14 protein-coding genes are annotated in these 17,421 nt (G+C 40.2%); 9 read left to right on the top strand and 5 right to left on the bottom strand.

Features of this window, described 5'->3' with window-relative positions; genetic code table 11:
- The first annotated feature begins 87 nt into the window (after positions 1-87).
- Entirely contained in the window at positions 88-708 is a 621-nt protein-coding gene (locus tag WG989_RS18470; protein WP_340431527.1) for an Imm26 family immunity protein, read from the top strand.
- A gap of 173 nt (positions 709-881) precedes the next feature.
- Here the strand turns inward: WG989_RS18470 and WG989_RS18475 are convergent, their stop codons facing one another.
- Together WG989_RS18475 and WG989_RS18480 are read right to left on the bottom strand one after the other, a co-directional pair.
- Positions 882-1,241: a hypothetical protein gene (locus WG989_RS18475; RefSeq protein ID WP_340431528.1), complete on the bottom strand. Its 360-nt coding sequence runs from the start codon at positions 1,239-1,241 to the stop codon at positions 882-884.
- Positions 1,242-1,983: 742 nt separating this feature from the next.
- Positions 1,984-2,412, bottom strand: coding sequence for a hypothetical protein (locus WG989_RS18480; RefSeq protein WP_340431529.1), 429 nt, complete (start codon positions 2,410-2,412; stop codon positions 1,984-1,986).
- Between the two features lie 63 nt (positions 2,413-2,475).
- Between WG989_RS18480 and WG989_RS18485 the strand changes: the two genes are divergently transcribed.
- The 4 genes from WG989_RS18485 to WG989_RS18500 all read left to right on the top strand — a co-directional run bounded on the left by WG989_RS18485 (position 2,476) and on the right by WG989_RS18500 (position 5,033).
- Complete coding sequence (locus WG989_RS18485; RefSeq protein WP_340431530.1) at positions 2,476-2,991, top strand: transposase; 516 nt, start codon at positions 2,476-2,478, stop codon at positions 2,989-2,991.
- 149 nt (positions 2,992-3,140) lie between these two features.
- A complete protein-coding gene (locus tag WG989_RS18490) occupies positions 3,141-3,584 on the top strand; it encodes an SUKH-3 domain-containing protein (RefSeq protein WP_340431531.1) in 444 nt (147 codons plus the stop codon).
- 185 nt (positions 3,585-3,769) lie between these two features.
- A complete protein-coding gene (locus WG989_RS18495; RefSeq protein ID WP_340431532.1) occupies positions 3,770-4,381 on the top strand; it encodes a hypothetical protein in 612 nt (203 codons plus the stop codon).
- A 214-nt stretch (positions 4,382-4,595) separates the two neighbouring features.
- Positions 4,596-5,033 carry a hypothetical protein gene (locus WG989_RS18500; protein ID WP_340431533.1) on the top strand — a complete coding sequence of 146 codons (438 nt, stop codon included), beginning with the start codon at positions 4,596-4,598 and terminating at the stop codon, positions 5,031-5,033.
- Between the two features lie 135 nt (positions 5,034-5,168).
- Here WG989_RS18500 and WG989_RS18505 read toward each other — a convergent pair whose 3' ends face one another.
- Positions 5,169-5,525, bottom strand: a complete 357-nt coding sequence (locus WG989_RS18505; protein ID WP_340431534.1) for a hypothetical protein — start codon at positions 5,523-5,525, stop codon at positions 5,169-5,171.
- A gap of 500 nt (positions 5,526-6,025) precedes the next feature.
- Here WG989_RS18505 and WG989_RS18510 point away from each other — a divergent pair, with 500 nt between their 5' ends.
- The 4 genes from WG989_RS18510 to WG989_RS18525 all read left to right on the top strand — a co-directional run bounded on the left by WG989_RS18510 (position 6,026) and on the right by WG989_RS18525 (position 11,997).
- Positions 6,026-8,416, top strand: coding sequence for a sodium-translocating pyrophosphatase (locus WG989_RS18510; protein WP_340431535.1), 2,391 nt, complete (start codon positions 6,026-6,028; stop codon positions 8,414-8,416).
- 204 nt (positions 8,417-8,620) lie between these two features.
- Positions 8,621-9,424, top strand: coding sequence for a DUF4382 domain-containing protein (locus WG989_RS18515; RefSeq protein WP_340431536.1), 804 nt, complete (start codon positions 8,621-8,623; stop codon positions 9,422-9,424).
- Between the two features lie 216 nt (positions 9,425-9,640).
- Entirely contained in the window at positions 9,641-10,021 is a 381-nt protein-coding gene (locus WG989_RS18520; protein WP_340431537.1) for a BlaI/MecI/CopY family transcriptional regulator, read from the top strand.
- A gap of 5 nt (positions 10,022-10,026) precedes the next feature.
- Complete coding sequence (locus tag WG989_RS18525; protein WP_340431538.1) at positions 10,027-11,997, top strand: M56 family metallopeptidase; 1,971 nt, start codon at positions 10,027-10,029, stop codon at positions 11,995-11,997.
- Positions 11,998-12,000: 3 nt separating this feature from the next.
- Here the strand turns inward: WG989_RS18525 and WG989_RS18530 are convergent, their stop codons facing one another.
- Both WG989_RS18530 and WG989_RS18535 read right to left on the bottom strand, forming a co-directional pair.
- Positions 12,001-13,026: a PorP/SprF family type IX secretion system membrane protein gene (locus tag WG989_RS18530; RefSeq protein ID WP_340431539.1), complete on the bottom strand. Its 1,026-nt coding sequence runs from the start codon at positions 13,024-13,026 to the stop codon at positions 12,001-12,003.
- Positions 13,027-13,039: 13 nt separating this feature from the next.
- The gene (locus WG989_RS18535) at positions 13,040-17,410 is read right to left on the bottom strand and encodes a gliding motility-associated C-terminal domain-containing protein (RefSeq protein WP_340431540.1); all 4,371 of its coding nucleotides are present in this window, start codon (positions 17,408-17,410) and stop codon (positions 13,040-13,042) included.
- Positions 17,411-17,421: the final 11 nt, after the last annotated feature.

Here is a 17,421-nt window from a genome sequence, read left to right on the forward strand (position 1 = left end):
AGTTTGCTACGCCTCATTCCTGCGCCAGACTTACTATATTTATAGCCCAATATACTTGGACAAGGCAGGGATTTAAAAAAAGAATTAATGGCAGCAACTTTTTTAAACAAATTAATTTCTGGAGATATTTATGAAGTGCCATTACTTAAATCTTACGGATTTTGTTATGTAAAACTTATAAAATATGAATTAATTTTTAATGACGTACATATTATAAAAGTACTCGTGAATCCATTAAATCGATTCGACAAGACGAGGCTTAAGAATATTAAAGAGCTTGAAAAAATTAGTGAATATGCCTTTAGCCCAATTCTTCTACTTGGGTCCCCAAAGTTAAGAGGTGAAAATAGCTGGCGCTTTATAACTAATGTTGCTTTAACTAACTCTGAACTACTAATTCCTGATTTCAAAATAACTTATGAAATAAACGACTTATTTAACTCGACAAAGAGTTTTTCTGACTTACAATGGTATAAAGTTGCGCAGCTTAATGCATCTAATTCTACTAAATCAAAGTATAATGAGGTGAGAGAACTTGGTTTTTTTTCTGAAATGAATTGTCTCCTGATAATTTATAAATTAACAATATTATGGATACTTCAAAATGGACGCAATGTCGAAGATTATTTTTCGGAAGATGAAAGAAATCAAATTCTTGGCTTTACGGTTGCATATCAGTTAGCTTCTCTTGAATTTCACAATCGCTAAATGCAGTCACAGGAAGCCAGCACAGTTTGCTGCGCCTCATTCCTGCGCCAGACTTACTATATTTATAGCCCAAGATACTTGGACTAGAGGGGCACTCAACCGCTTACCAATACTGAGCAAATGTTGATTGTATGATATGGATTGAAGACTAAGAATAACTGGCAAATAATAAATTACTTATCAAGGGTTTTTGCTCCGGGAGGTACGAGAAAATCCTGTTCATTTGCCGGTTTTATTTCCCCGGTTTCTTTAGTTCTTACATATAAGATTTTGTCGTTAGACTTTTTAAATACTGAATCCCCCACCTTGATGTCGAATGTGTCCATCATAAAATTGTAAATAAATACATAATTAATTAGGCCGTCTTTTAGTCTTACGTCATATGCGTCCGATCTTTTTTTCTTTGTTATTGAAACTACTGTTCCATTAAAAGAAGCTTTTTTTGTGCTAAACTGGGGTTTTACAAAAGCCCAAAAAACGATAATTATAAACAATGACAATGAAAGAAAACTTATTATTTTTTTATAAGTCATATTAGTCTTTTAGTAAATCAAGAGGATGCCCCAACTAGGCGAATGAAGCTTAGCAAAGTGCGTCGGCTTCCTTTCATTGCCTTTGTTGGTATGCTAAATCAAAAAAACACGCCGTTCTTGCTGTGTGTTATCACCAGCAAGGGATTTTGAGATCAGGTTATACAATTTTACTACAACTTTTTTATATTTTGTTCTGAATGATAAACTCAGAACATCCCCAACTAGTCCAAGTAAGTAAGCGTAACAATCGGAAACTAATCAGGCACAGGTAGCCAACACTGTTTGCTACGCCTCATTCCTGCGCCAGACTTACGATATTTATAGCCAAGATACTAGGACTAGACGGGGTTGTATACTCGGGATAGCACTGGAAACTACTGATGACTTGGATTGGGCTGTCTACTTTCAATTTTTTTATCTTCAGGTGTTTTTTTGCTTTCAGGAAGAAAAATATTTAAAAGAACGGATATAATAATTATCACGAGTAAAAACATCGTACTTTTTTTAGATTCTTTTGGATACTTTGAAAAAAATTCAATTGAAACCATATTACTCATTTTTAAGTTTGTCTAGATCGAAGATTTAGTGGGTAGCTTGTTCGCCAGTGTTCAATAATACCCCAACTAGTCCAAGTGCCTAAGCGTTAACAATCGGGAACTACTCAGGCACAGGAAGCCAACACAGTTTGCTACGCCTCATTCCTGCGCCAAACTTATTATATTTATAGCCCATGATTCTTGGACTAGAGAGGGGAAACCAGTACTTCAAAAACTTTCCAATTATTATTTGGATAATAATAACGCTCTACTTGATTTATTGTCAAGGGAATCCATCGCTTTGAAAACAACCACTTATGCAATTCAGGAATTGATCTAAGAATATTATCCTTAGTTACTTCATGTAAAATGACAATATTGTTCTCTAAATAACAAACCGAGTCTTTATGAAAACCATTTTTTATAACTTCTAATTCAATGAAATTGACCTCATAATAATGATCATCATTATCCTTTATCATCACGTCTTTTCTATAGCCCTTCATTAAGGATTCATCATCATGTTCATACCCGTTTGTAAATATTACTTGATATGTCATTGTATTATTGTATTTGCTTTGCCCTTGTTGGTATGCTAACGAAAAAATCACGCCGCCCTTGCTGTGTGTTATCACCAGCAAGGGATTTTGAGATCAGGGTACACAAGTTTACTACAACTTTTTTATATTTTGTTCTGAATGATAAACTCAGAACATCATCCTCAATTTTTTACGGCGACCATTCTGGAATGGAAACATCTTTTAAAAGAAGACCAATACAAAGCCATCATTCTCGATAGCTTAGGTTTTCTTGTAAAAGAACAACGTGTTATTGTAAACAGCTTTGTAATAATGAGCAATCATCTTCATGTTATCTGGCAAGCAGTAAATGGATTTACACCTCAACAAATTCAGCAAAGCTTTTTGAAGTATACAGCACAACAAATTAAATTCGATTTACAAAAGAACAATCCGCTGTTACTGGAAGAGTTCAGGGTAAACGCTAAAGACCGTATGTACCAATTTTGGGAACGTAATTCACTGAGTATCGATTTGTATAGTGAGGAAGTATATTTGCAAAAGGAAAATTATATACATTACAATCCCGTAGAGGCCGGGCTATGCAAGTTTCCTGAAGACTACTATTATTCATCGGCCAGGTATTATGAAACGTTGGTGGATGAATTTGGTTTTCTTACACATTGGCGTGAGTAGTGGCGGCTTTAGTGCTTGTGTCGTTGGTGAAAACACCCAACGACGGCTGGCAGTCATGCTACTTTCAACTTTGAACAACACTCAGCGATCTGCAACACCATCAAGGGCAAAGATGCTTAGACTAGACGGGGGAAAAAGGATTAAGAATTATGATAAAAGAAGTCAAAAATATTTTGATCAATGCTGGATGGTCTGAGTTAAGGCGAATAAGTAAGAATATAGTTGTGGATCAATTAACTTTCGAGGGCTATCCTGTGTTGGATAACGTTGTAGAGACAATGCAAAATCTTGGAGGCTTAGTCATAAAATTTTCGAACAAGCGAAATGGCTTAAAAGACGACGATATAAATTTTGATTTCGACCATGCCACAGGCCTTGAAGTACCAGATAGAATCTTTAATAATTATATGCCTAGAGTAAAAAAGCAACTAGTTTTAATTGGCACAGCATATCGTGATCATTTTGTTTTAATGATGGCTGATGACAACAGTATTTATGGTGGGTATGATGATTATCTGTGTAAAATAGGTAATACTCCTACGGATGCTATCGAAAACATTATTCTTGACAAGGATTTTGATGAAATCCCATAGTTGTTTTTACAAAAAAATCTACAACAGTACAAGTATGTAGGTTTACAATCGGAAACTAATCAGGCACACAAAGCCAACACACTTTGCTACGCCTCATTCCTGCGCCAGACTTACTATATTTATAGCCCATGATACTTGGACAAGACATGGAACAAGAAAGACAAAAGAAAAATTAAATAGATTTTATGAACAAGGCAATAAGCTGCTGTCTATTCGTAATTGTATCAGGTTTTTGTTCTTGTGATAGCAGAACAACTCAGTCAGATACCCTGTACTTCAAGCATTTTGATCTTTTTACCCTAAAGGGCATCGACACAATAAAAAAAATTGAGGAAAAAGGAGGAGTAGAAGTCAGATTTAAAGAAGGTTTGCTTAATTATATAAATTTCCATCAATCTAAAAGAGAAATAATATTAAACCTCGAGGATACCTTTAAAGTTAATGGTCGTCAAATCTACCTTTATTCGTCGCAAAACTTCCATGGTGGAAAGGCCGGGCAAACAAGAGTTTATGGAACGCATCATGAGGAGTATAAAGATTTAATTTATGTATCCTTGAATGATACGATTATATGTAAATCATTTGAACTGACGAACTCAACCAACTACGATTATGCGCTTTACCTATATATTAATGGTGAAGACAGTATAACCAAGTATCAAAGCGGGATGAACACTCACATAGAAATGAATTTATCAAAACAAAAACTATATACTGTATGGCAAGAATTTCTAAGTGATGGGTTAAGAAAATATGACCATCCCTTAATAAAAATAAAAAGCTTGCCACAAAAATAACCATTCCTTCGCTCCCGAGCCAAACTAGTCCAAGTATTTCGTGCAAGCACAAGAAGCCAACACAGTTTGCTACGCCTCATTCCTGCGCCAGACTTACTATATTTATGGCCAAGACACTTGGACTATATGGGGAGACATCGAACTGCAACAGAAGTAAAAGCTTTTTTTTAAGTGGAAAATTAAGAACACTTTATCCTGTATTTAGAAAATAAATATGACAATAATCGTAAACCCCATTTATCTTGATTATTTATTTGGAACGCTATCTGGGTTGGGTGATAGCGAAGATGATATCAATGTATATGGGATGTATGACACTAATAATGAAAGGCAGACAAAAACTTTGGCGAGAGAGTTATTGTTACCAGAATTTATAAAGCAAAACCCGCTATTGGTAGAACAAATCAAAAATTCGTTGGCTTATTATCTCTTAAACCCTAGTATTGAATTTAAAGACAGAATCGAATCACTTTTATTGCCATTTAAAACACCAGATGATGGCTGGCTTTTTTTTCAATGGATTTGGGAAGTTTTTTTTGAAGGAGAATCATATGATTACTTGAAAGATGAAGATGTTTTCGAAGAATTTGATATAAACGCACCCTACAAACTTCTTACAGGAAATCAACCCCCAAATACTCCAAGTATGTAAGCGTTTACAATCGGAAACTAATCAGGTACAGGAAGCCAGCACACTTTGCTACGCCTCATTCCTGCGCCAGACTTACTATATTTATAGCCCAAGAGATGGGACTAGACCTAGGCTCGGCTGCAAAAGACGACCAAATTACTTTACAGTCTGTCTCGCCCTTGGCGGTACTAAAAAATCTTGGTCTTTCGCTCTACGTATTAATCCATCTTTAAGGCTTTTAACATACAAAGTTTCTGACTCAGAATTCTTAAAAACAGAATCCCCAATGCTGATGTCCGAGGTACCATCAAGTCCGTAGTAAAAGGAGAAAGTAAAATTGTCTTTCATCAGTTTTATCAAATGACTTCCTGTTCTTTTTGGTTTTGTAATCGCTATAACTACTCCATCGAATGACGCTTTCTTTGTATCAAAGTGTGGTTTGATGAACTCAAAATAGATAACTAGCACAAACAAAAGAAAAAAAATGGTCCAAATGATTTTTTTGTAACCCATATGCTTTTTTAAGAGATCTGAAGGGTTTATCCATCTGCCGCTACTACAAAACCTCCACAAGATTCTAATATATGTAATTCCCTTTTTTGAGTACACTTTAGTTCTATGTAAATCAATACGTACAAGTTGATTTCATTCTTACTGGAAAACACGCACTATTGGCTGGGTTGCTTTTGAATGAAAGCCCCATTGTAAACCAATTGCTCACGGGCTGCCGGATGGAAGCAAGTACCCCGTAGCAAACGAAATGAAATGGAGTGAGCGAGGAGTACTGCGTACAGCCGGAACCACTGTTAATCGTAGTTCTAAAGCCAAAAGCCCCTCATTTTATTCCTGTTTTCCCTATTTTCCACAACCCGTAACGCCTTATACTATTTTACACCCATTCCCCTATCTTTGCCCGCCCGTGCCGAAACGGTACGTTCGGGCGGGCCGCCCTTTGACTATCATGACTTTAGCGGCGGCTTAACTTAAAAATCAACAACATAGAATTATTGTTTATGGAGAATTTGATTTATCTCGTTCCCGCAATGGCAGTCGTTGGATTGCTGTACATGTTTGTAAAGTACAATTGGGTATCGAAACAGGATGCCGGTAACGAACGCATGCAGGAAATCAGCAATTATATTGCTGAAGGTGCCATGGCTTTCTTAAAAGCTGAATGGAAAGTGCTTGGTTATTTCGTGGTAATTGTGGCCGTGTTGCTGGGTGTAATGTCGATGGCAAACCCCAACAGCCACTGGAGCATTGCCCTTGCCTTTGTGGTGGGTGCGGTGTTTAGTGCCACTGCCGGTTATATCGGTATGAAGATCGCTACCAAAAGTAACGTACGTACGGCCCAGGCTGCACGTACCAGTTTGAGCAAAGCATTAAGCGTGTCGTTTACCGGTGGTTCCGTAATGGGACTTGGTGTGGCAGGTTTGGCTGTGCTGGGTTTGGGTAGCTTGTTTATTATTCTCAAAGCCATTTTTGTACCTGCGGGTGCCGATGTAAATGGTGCAGAAATGCTCACCGCCATTGAAGTGCTTACGGGCTTTTCATTGGGTGCTGAGTCCATTGCATTGTTTGCACGTGTAGGTGGTGGTATTTATACAAAGGCTGCCGACGTAGGCGCAGACCTGGTTGGTAAAGTGGAAGCAGGTATTCCTGAAGATGATCCCCGCAACCCGGCAACCATTGCCGATAACGTTGGTGACAACGTAGGTGATGTGGCGGGTATGGGTGCCGATCTGTTCGGTTCTTATGTTGCAACCGTATTGGCAACAATGGTGTTGGGACAGGAAACCAAATCAATCGATGCATTCGGTGGTATGGCTCCTATTTTATTACCGATGATGATTGCCGGTATCGGTATTCTGTTTTCAATTGTTGGTACCTGGATGGTTCGTGTAAGCGACAATGCAGGCATCAGCACCGATAATGTGCAGAAAGCATTGAACATGGGTAACTGGGGATCAATTGTTCTTACAGCGATTGCCTGTGTTGGATTAGTTTATTTTATTCTTCCTGAAACAATGGTGCTGCGTGGTGCTGAATTCACCAAATGGGGTGTATTGGGCGCTATTGCAGTTGGTTTGGTAGTAGGTGCTTTAATGAGCATCATTACTGAATATTATACGGCCATGGGTAAACGCCCTGTGCTGAGCATCATCCGCCAGTCTTCAACCGGTCATGCAACCAACGTAATTGGTGGTTTGGCTGTTGGTATGGAATCTACCTTCTTACCTATTCTTGTTTTGGCTGCAGGTATTTATGGTTCATTCTTATGTGCAGGTTTATATGGTGTGGCCATTGCTGCTGCGGGTATGATGTCGACGACTGCTATGCAGTTAGCGATCGATGCCTTCGGACCAATTGCCGATAACGCCGGTGGTATTGCTGAAATGAGTGAATTGCCAAAAGAGGTGCGTGAAAAAACAGACGTATTGGATGCGGTTGGTAACACCACTGCTGCAACAGGTAAAGGTTTTGCCATTGCTTCGGCTGCTTTAACAGCGTTGGCGTTGTTTGCTGCCTTCGTTGGTGTAGCAGGTATCAGTGGTATTGATATTTATAAAGCCGATGTATTGGCTTGTTTGTTTGTTGGTGCAATGATTCCGTTCATCTTCTCTTCACTGGCCATTCGTGCAGTGGGTGAAGCGGCTATGGCAATGGTGGAAGAAGTGCGCAGGCAGTTCCGTACCATTCCTGGTATTATGGAAGGTACAGGCAAACCTGAATACGATAAGTGTGTGGCGATTTCAACCGAAGCATCGATTAAGAAAATGATGTTGCCGGGTGCTATTACCATCGCATCTCCGTTGATCATTGGTTTTGCAATGGGACCTGAAGCATTGGGTGGTTTCCTCGCCGGTGCTACTGTAAGTGGCGTGTTGATGGGAATGTTCCAGAACAACGCTGGTGGTGCATGGGATAATGCCAAGAAGAGCTTTGAAAAAGGTGTTGAGATCAATGGCGAAATGTTCTATAAAAAATCTGAACCACATAAAGCATCTGTAACGGGTGATACAGTAGGTGATCCGTTTAAAGATACTTCCGGTCCGTCAATGAACATTCTTATTAAATTGATGTCGATTGTTTCATTGGTAATTGCTCCTACCCTTGCACAGATGTATGGCACAGGTGGCCATAGCCAAACTGCAACAGTTGATATCAAGATCGAAAACAAAATGGAAGCAGATGGCACTAAAACAGTGAAGTACGAAAATCCCCTCGTAGCTGCACTTGTGGCTGATGGGATTGTTACCACAGAATCGTTTACAGTGGAACTGAAAAATGACGAATTGAGCATTAACGGAGCCGCACAACCGAAAGAAGTGCTGGAAAAATACCGTTCATTGCTCAATGGCAAAACTGAACTCAAGATCGAAGTAAATACAGAAAAAGAATAATCTGTTTCTGATTCTTTTTGTTTGCTTTAGCAAAATAAAACAATGAAGAAAGCCCTCCGCTGCATGCGGAGGGCTTTCTTCATTTATATGTTACACCATCAATCTTATCCACAAAAAATTGCTTTTGGCACAGTTTGGAATGATGTTTGAATTAAGATGCTTCGTCTCGGTAATATTTCTTCGAAAACAATAAAAATTGACTTTATGAAACTGAAATTCAGTACAGTCCTTTCAGGATTTGTGATCATGGCAGCAACAATGCTGGCAATTGGTTGCCAGAAAAATAAAAGTAATGGCGACAAGCCCCGCTTGCAGGTTCGTTTAACTGATGCCCCCGATCCTAACGTAAAAGAAGTTTGGGTTGACATTAAAGGTATTGCTATTAAAATGGGTGATAGCGCAGAGATCACCTTGGCAAATTCTTATCCGGGGCTTTATAATCTGCTCAACTTCACGAATGGTAAGGATACCATTCTTGCAGATGCAGAAATTCCTGTCGGTCGTATTTCACAGATCCGCCTCTTATTGGGTGATAACAATTACATCATTACAAAAAGCGGAGAAAAAATTAATCTCACAACACCAAGTGCACAACAGTCTGGTTTGAAAGTACAAATTCAGGAAGATGTAACAGGTGGTGTACTTTATCGCCTTATATTAGATTTTGATGCCGGTAAATCAATTGTAAAAGCAGGCAATAGTGGTCAGTATATTTTGAAACCCGTATTGCGTGTGCTTTCATTTGTTCCATCTGGTGGTAGTGTAAAAGGTGTTGTTGCACCGGATTCAATCGTAACCGCTATTTATGCGATCAATGGTCCTGATACTGTAGCTTCTACCTTTACACAAGTTGGCAACGGTAACTACATGTTTAAAGATTTGGGAGCAGGAACTTATAATTTCTCTTATGTTCCAAACGACACCATTCACAAAACAGCAACTCGCTCTGTACCTGTAACACTTGGTCAAATTACCATTGTGGATACAGTGAAACTGGAGAAGAAATAATCTTTCGTTTTTCAATGTCCGTTAAAGGCCGCTCATTTTGAGCGGCTTTTTTGTGGTTCTAATAATTATTGTGTGTATGGTATTATCCTAAAGTGGTCGGTGGGGACACCGACCACGGCGCCCGCCGCCGTTGGTGTTAAGTATTTCTGAAATGTATGAATGGTTTTGGTTTTTACGAATGGACTCGTATATTTGGTACGAAACAAGTCGTAAGTAATGATCAATAAGCAAACGAAACCAACAGAAAGTGAATTGGAGATTCTGCGTGTATTGTGGGAACGTGGCGAAGCTACCGTTCGGGATGTACATGAAGAATTAAGCAAAACAAAAGATGCGGGTTATACCACTACCTTGAAACTGATGCAGATCATGCATGAAAAGGGAATGGTGAAGCGTGATGAAAGTAATAAAACGCATAAATATATTCCGCTGATCTCCCGTGAAAAAACCCAGAAGCAATTTGTTGGAAAGATGATCGATACACTTTTCCAGGGCTCGTCTTCACAATTGGTGATGCAGGCACTCGGTAACCACAAAGCATCCAAAGAAGAACTCGACGAAATTCAAAAACTCATCGATAACCTGAAACAACAGTAAACCGTATGCAGCAGTTGTTCCAATCTGCTTTCTTACAGGCTTTGGGAAAAGCTATTGCCGACAGCATCTGGCAAATGGGATTGTTGTTTCTCATTTATCAATTGCTGGTGTTCCTGTTCCGCATCAAACAGGCAACGGTGAAAAACTTCATCAGTACGGTATTTGCATTGAGCGGATTTGTTTGGTTTATTTCCAATATTATACTTCATTGGCAAACACAACTGCAACAAAAAACGTCGTTAGTCATTAACGATGCTGCTATAAGTAATTCATTGCTCGGTAATTTTACAACCGATAACCGTTGGGAATTATTTTTTAACTGGATAGATTACAAACTTCAGTTCATTCTCCCCTACCTTTCTATTGCTTATCTCTTTGTGATGTTATGGTTTGCCACAAAGTTATTTGTTCAGTTACAGGCAACACATTCGCTTCGCAACAAAGGTATCAGTACGGTAAATGATGAACTGCAGGAATTCTTTTCGTTCCTGGTTACATCAATGGCCATTCCCAGAAACGTGCAACTATTTATCAGTACAAAAATTGATATTCCTGCTACACTCGGTTTTATCAAACCCATTGTATTGCTACCCGCAACGGCCGTTACACATTTAACAGCGGCTCAGTTAGAAGCCGTGTTGCTACATGAGCTGGCACATATCAAACGCAACGATTATTTCTGGAACCTGTTATTATCTGTTTCAGAAACGATGTTGTTCTTTAACCCCTTTGCATTGTTGCTGATCGGTATTGCACGGAGGGAACGGGAAAACAGCTGCGATGATCATGTAATGAATTACCAACAAAATGCGGCTGTGTATGCAGAAGCATTATTGAATGTAGAGAAAGCGAGGATCAAACATCCGCAACTGGTAATGGCATTGGGCGATAATAAACATCATTTAATGGATCGTGTAAAACGCATCCTGAATATACCGGCTGAAAAAAACAAGATCAGTACACGATTGCTTGCACTTTTATTTTTTACTGTTCTGTTTGCATTAACGGGCTGGATGATCAAAGAAGTAAAACCAACCGCTACAAAAGAACAGGTTGTTACCACAACTACTGCCCCATTGGAAAAAACAAGAACGGTCTTTTTTACGGCTGATGCTGTTGTAAAAAAGAATAATGAAGCAGTTTCACTTCGTGATGATAAACGCCAGATCAGGGTTGAATTGAAAAAAACAGTGAATGAGGATGAATTACTGGTGTGGAACGAAGCAATGGATAAAGAAATGAAATTCGATAAAGTGATCTTCAACGATCTGCCTGCAGAATGGATCGAACGGTTTGTGCAACCGGGCATGCGTATGGCTACTGAGCCGGAGTTTAGAAAAAGAGCAATGCCGCTGTTACGAAACAAAGTTGATTCTGCTGCCTTTGTTTATACATCAGATGCAGAATTCTATTTAGAGAATACAGACGAAAGGGAAACAAACAACAAACAACCGAAGCGAACGGCACAACGTATTGCAGGAAACCCCTATCTCCACTTTCAAAAAAATTGGAACACTGATTCGTTGATGCAAAAAATACAAGGTCAGTTTCCGGGCAACTTCTCATTTCATTCTGATTTTCCTGCTGACATGTTTCAGCAATTCCCGCAACTTGAACACTTTTATGTGCAGCGTGATAAAGAAAGAAGAGAAGGACAAAGCGCCGGCGAAAATAAACCACAGCCCAGAAAACGTTTTACGATCAATGTACGTTCGCCTAAAGACACAACCGATAATGCAAGATTAAAAAACAGAGAGCGCCAATCACCCGTAATGGCTTATTTGTATAATCAACCAGGCGGCTTACGTGAAGATGTACAAATGGCGAAGGAACAAATTCAGATCATTATCGAAAATGATCATGTCCGGATGATGCAAACACAACCGGAGCCTTGCTCCTGCCCCGATTCAATGCTGCTGGCCACTCCACCGCCACCAAAACGATATGTGAAACGTTTAGAAGTGATCCGTTTGTAAGTATTACCAAACTCTTCTTGGACAAAGATCGCCGTATTTATTTCCAAGCATAAATCCAATCACGATTTCATGTGTACCACGCTGCATGTATTGCAACAGGTATTTTGAATTATTTACATCGTAAGAATAACTCACGTTAAAAACATTCGACACATTAACTCCTGCCATTGCAGCAAATCCTTCTTTGATACGATAGTTACCACCGATCCAGAAGCGATCCTGGTATTGCGCTTTTACATTTACATCAACAAATGCAGGCATACCGGGAATATAACGAAGCATCACTGAAGGCAATACATTCACATCTTCACTCGCCAAAAAACGATAACCGGTTGTTGCAAAGAAATGCGGAACCAATGTGGAGCGATACAGATCATTCGACACTAAACTGATCTTTTGTGGAATGATTTGTTGTGCTGATAACCCTGCAAAAAAACGATCGGAATACAACCATAATCCTGCACTCAATTCAGGTTTTATTTTTCGTAACTCACTGGTAAAACCTCCCACAGCCGGATCAACCGGATTGGCGAGTTCTATTTTTGCCGCATCAATATTGATCCCGGAAATACCAGCTGCAAAACCTGCAGACAAATTCAACTTTGGCGTTAATCCAAGATGATAGGCATACGAGGCGGTAGCATAGAAACGGTTGATATAACCTGTTTTATAATTCACAATACTTACTCCTGCTCCATGATGTGCTTCTGCAGCGGTATATTCTTCCCAATAACTTTTACCTCTTGGATTTTCACCCGGCACATCAAATGATGTGGGACTGGTACGGTAATCCTGTTTACCGATCGGTGCATGTACCGTTGCATAAATTGTTTGTGGTGCACCAGGAAAACCAACCCACTGATTCCGGTAACTTAATTTAATATCTGTATAATTTTCAATCCCTGTTAATGCAGGATTGATGATGTACGGGTTGATAATGTATTGTGTATAATGCGGACGCTGTTGTGCAGTTGTATGCAACATCGCTCCCATCACAATCATCAGCATAAACAGATTTCTCTTCTTCATCTTTACTTCTGCATTAACGTAATATAGTTACATAGCCTGCAATTCGCTTGCGGCCATTTTTCGGATCAAGTACATAATAGTAAGTTCCTGCAGGCACCGGTTGTCCTTTCCATTTACCATCCCACGGTGTACTATAACCGACAGAGCGGAACAGCAATGTGCCGGCTGTGTTATATACTTCTATTATAGCACCGGGATAATCGTTGAGGAATTGTATTTCCCAGAAATCATTGATGCCATCACCATTTGGTGTAAACGTATTAGGTGGTCGTGGCGATTTCAAAATTTTCACATATAACTCATCCGTTTCACTGCAACCCTGATCATTGGTAACTGTTAATTTATACGTGATATCATCTTTCGGTTGCAGAATTGTTGGAAACTGTAATGTCGCATCATCTAAATAAGTGGAAGGTGTCCATAAAAACTGTAACCCGTTTCCACTAGTGGTTACGCCGGTAATTTTCCGCACACCATCTTCCAGTACAGTTAAATCAGGCCCTGCATTTACAGTTGGCTTTGGCCACACTTCAATACTTTGATTGGAAGTACTTACACAACCGTTGGCGGCTGTAAACGTGTACAGAATGTTATGTATTCCTGCACCCGCATTTGCAGGATTGAAGAGATAAGTTGGTCCAACTCCCGGTCCTGTATAAACTCCCACTCCATTTAATCCACCCATTTCAGCAGCCTGCGATAACTGGAACGGTGCATCGTTGATGCATACACCCACCATTGCATTGAATACTGTTGCAGGGCTTGCATTGATTGTAATAGTTTTGATGATCTCATCAACACAAAGAATACCTGAATAAGATTTGTATCGAACCTGGTAGGTTTTGGTTAATGGTGATTGAAAGTCGGGATACTTGTGTTTGTAAATTTTACCTGCTGCAGGTTCGTCATCTGTTTCAAACACAGTTGGAGCATTTGCATTATCCCAATAAATTTCTACTCTGGTTACATTTCCAAAATCAACCGTTGATTTGTCTTCCAGCTCCACATCCTGGTTACTGCAAAGATTGGCTGCTGAACGAACAGCAAAATCTGCAACAGGTATCGAACCATTTACAGTAAACGGAATAGCTGTAACAGAATCACGACAACCATCTTTTGATGTTACTTCGAGTGATAATAAATAATCAGCTGCTTTATTAAATTTGATCGAAGGATTTTTCGCTGTACTTGTTACAGGTGTTGGTCCGGGACTTACAGCCGGTATACCCGTATTAAATTTCCAGAGATAGCTCATCTGTGCTTCACTGTTATCCGCAATTGAAGAAGTATCAGTGAACAATGCCTGTGCATCACTCAAACAAACTTCCGGCAATATAAATCCGGGTTTTGGTAACGGGTTGATACGAACAGTGCGAATCAATGTATCGCTTCGGCAACCTTTATCAGTTTCTGTTACAAAACGAATGGTATAATCACCCCAGTTGGAATAGGTATGCGTAGCCGTTAGTCCGGCGCTGTTGTACGTTGAATTATCATCTACATCCCAATAGCTTCGAACAATAGATCCTGCATTGGCAGTAGATGTATTGGTAAGTGTCAATGCATTCTTTTCGCACACGATCGCACTTGTTGTAAAGTTGGCAGCGGGCCAAGGATTTACAACTACTGTTTTTACCACCGTATCACTCACACAATTCTGATCAGTAAACACCCAAAGTGTTGCGGTATACGTTCCGGGGTTTGTAAAATTCTTAACCGGATTTTGTTGGATAGATGAAGTACCATCACTAAATCGCCATTCCCATTTTGTAACGGGATGAGTAAATCCATTGGAAGCATTGGTAAATGTGATGGGTGTTTGCCAGCACACTTCAGTTGGTGCTGTAAAATCTGCTTTGGGTTGCGGGTAGATCTTATCAACAATTTTTGTTGTTGAATCAGCACAACCATATGCTGATGTAATTTTTAATTTCGCATTGTAAGAACCAACACCTGGATACTGATGTGATGGATTCTGGATTGTTGATATGTTCGATCCTCCACTTCCCGGATCACCAAAATTCCAGAGATATAAAAACTGGCTTTGTGTTCCATCGGCTATTGTAGAAGTACTGTTGAAGTTAATGACCGGGTTGGGCATACAACCAAACGAAGCTGTAAAATCAACAACGGGATTTGGTCGAATGGTAACGGGTAAACTATATACGGGACTCAGGCAACCAGTGTTGCTGCGTAATTGTAAACTCGTGGAATAGTTTCCCGTTGATGCATACGTTGCGGTAACATTTGCACCAGTAGGATTATTAACAGGTATCCCTATTCCGGTATTCCAATTCCAATTCACAATCGAACCGTAACCACCGGGAAGCGATGATGAATCACTAAACGTAAGTGTTTTGCCAACGCATAACGGATCTAAAATTCCAAATTTGGCAACCGGTGCTTTGGTGACTTCAATCATTTTCACGATCGTATCACTTAAACAACCTGCATCAGTCATGGCAAGGTATCGTACGTTGAACTGGCCGGGAGTTCCAAACGCTTTTGCGGGATTAAATGCGGCTGCTGTTGTACCATCGCCAAAATCCCAGAAATGGCGTACGATCGGTCGGCCACCACTTGTATTGATACCTGAAAAAGAGATCAACGAATCAGTACAGCCTGCGGCCGGATTATTTGCCCACGAAAATGTTGCAACCGGAGGGTCTAACACTTCAAGATCAAAATTAATGATCTGCTCACCCAAACAACCATCAGGTGTTGGATTATTCACTGTTACAATTACGGGATATTTTCCTGCTGTATTATAGATGAAATTACCAGGCAGTTTGAATACATACAAGGTTTTCCCATTCAATACAAAACTTGAATCAGCCACGGGTGCATTGTCGATCACATCGGGGTAGCCTGTCAGATCCCATTTCATACTGATGGGTAAATACGGCAAAGTAAGCGACATGAGGAATGGCGAACTCTTGCAGGTTACCGGACTTTTGATCGTTGCATTCGCATTTTGTGTAGTTACATATTGATACAAGTCGATTACATTGGTGCCCGCATTGTAGCCATACGATTCTGCATTACCAAAGCCATAGGCAATAGCGTTAAAACCTGAATCGGATGAAATGGTATATACTCCGCTGCCAGGTAAACTTTGTTTGATGTAAGAATAATTTGCATCGCCGGGATGGATCGTAAAAGTTCCCGTTGGAACCACGTTCCCTGCCCCATCCCGTATACGTAACGAACTGATGGCCGTTCCTTTATTCGGAATGACTACATTAATGTAATGCTGAAGGATCGCAAAGTTACCAGTGGCATTCCACGAAACCTTATTGATATTTTGCTCTACCGGACTCAGGTAAATCACTTCCGGATCACCGGGTGAACCGTTTCCGCATGAACCCTGCGATGTAAAATATTGAGCAACGGTAATTGGGTTATCTGCCTCGATCGACATGGGTTGATTAGTGATCGGCAGGTCATAATAAAATCCACCAACCAATGTAGCTGGCGAAAGTGCGACTCCATTTACCCGAACAACCGTAGCCGCAGTTGAAACACAAACACGATATAAATTAAACGACTGCGGATTGGAAGCAGTAGCCGTCAAATATTTTTTACCCCAGGCGTTTTTTGGAAAAGCCTGTACCATATAATTATCGGATGAGGACGATGTTGTGTTGCCGGGGCACGTAATACTGATTCGGCCGCTGCCGGAGAAAACAGCAATTTTTTTACAACCACTACCTGTATTAATAGAACGGATAAATGTACCGGTAAGATCAACACCGGAATGATTACTTCCGCTGGCGGCATTGGTGAATTGCCCCATAATATTGTACACCTGTCCCTGTGTAAGCTGAACAGTAAACGGCACACCTGCCGGCCGGTTCAGTGTTGGCTGGCTGGGTATAATTTCAACAGTGGTTGTACCTGTATCGGCTGCAATTACATAGGTCCACGCATTGGCGTTAACCGTATTGGCCCTGTTTTGAAAGTTGATCGAATAGTATTCACGCCCTAATGTATTGGTGGGAAAAAGAATGGTTGCGCCTGATACACTCATATTATAAATATGAGCATATGCCACAATTGGTTGATCGCTGGTGATGTGGATACCTTTATTTTCCGGCCCGCTGCTTTCGGATAAAAGCCGTGCATCCAGCGCTCCTACTTTGGGCAACAGCTCTGATGTGGCAACAGTATTTGCCGCTATGGAATAAGTCTTCGAATAACCAAGTCCGGGAATTGAAACGGTAACATTCGTGGCTGCTTCAGTGGCAAAATAGAGAACCATTTCCTGACCATTATTCGTTGTCATTACCTGGTGGTAACCATAGCCGACCCAGAAATCTCTTCCCTTATTGGAAAAGTCTTGAGCGAAGGAGTACAGATTCGTCAGCAAAAAAACAGCTGACAACAAGAACATTT

It is taken from the genome of Lacibacter sp. H407, assembly GCF_037892605.1.
Taxonomy (GTDB): Bacteria; Bacteroidota; Bacteroidia; order Chitinophagales; family Chitinophagaceae; genus Lacibacter.

Coding starts and splice junctions, on each gene's coding strand:
- WG989_RS18510 (WP_340431535.1), top strand. CDS start 6,026: ATGGAGAATTTGATTTATCTCGTTCCCGCAATGGCAGTCGTTGGATTG.
- WG989_RS18470 (WP_340431527.1), top strand. CDS start 88: ATGGCAGCAACTTTTTTAAACAAATTAATTTCTGGAGATATTTATGAA.
- WG989_RS18530 (WP_340431539.1), bottom strand. CDS start 13,026: ATGAAGAAGAGAAATCTGTTTATGCTGATGATTGTGATGGGAGCGATG.
- WG989_RS18520 (WP_340431537.1), top strand. CDS start 9,641: ATGATCAATAAGCAAACGAAACCAACAGAAAGTGAATTGGAGATTCTG.
- WG989_RS18490 (WP_340431531.1), top strand. CDS start 3,141: ATGATAAAAGAAGTCAAAAATATTTTGATCAATGCTGGATGGTCTGAG.
- WG989_RS18485 (WP_340431530.1), top strand. CDS start 2,476: ATGATAAACTCAGAACATCATCCTCAATTTTTTACGGCGACCATTCTG.
- WG989_RS18495 (WP_340431532.1), top strand. CDS start 3,770: ATGAACAAGGCAATAAGCTGCTGTCTATTCGTAATTGTATCAGGTTTT.
- WG989_RS18475 (WP_340431528.1), bottom strand. CDS start 1,241: ATGACTTATAAAAAAATAATAAGTTTTCTTTCATTGTCATTGTTTATA.
- WG989_RS18505 (WP_340431534.1), bottom strand. CDS start 5,525: ATGGGTTACAAAAAAATCATTTGGACCATTTTTTTTCTTTTGTTTGTG.
- WG989_RS18525 (WP_340431538.1), top strand. CDS start 10,027: ATGCAGCAGTTGTTCCAATCTGCTTTCTTACAGGCTTTGGGAAAAGCT.
- WG989_RS18515 (WP_340431536.1), top strand. CDS start 8,621: ATGAAACTGAAATTCAGTACAGTCCTTTCAGGATTTGTGATCATGGCA.
- WG989_RS18500 (WP_340431533.1), top strand. CDS start 4,596: ATGACAATAATCGTAAACCCCATTTATCTTGATTATTTATTTGGAACG.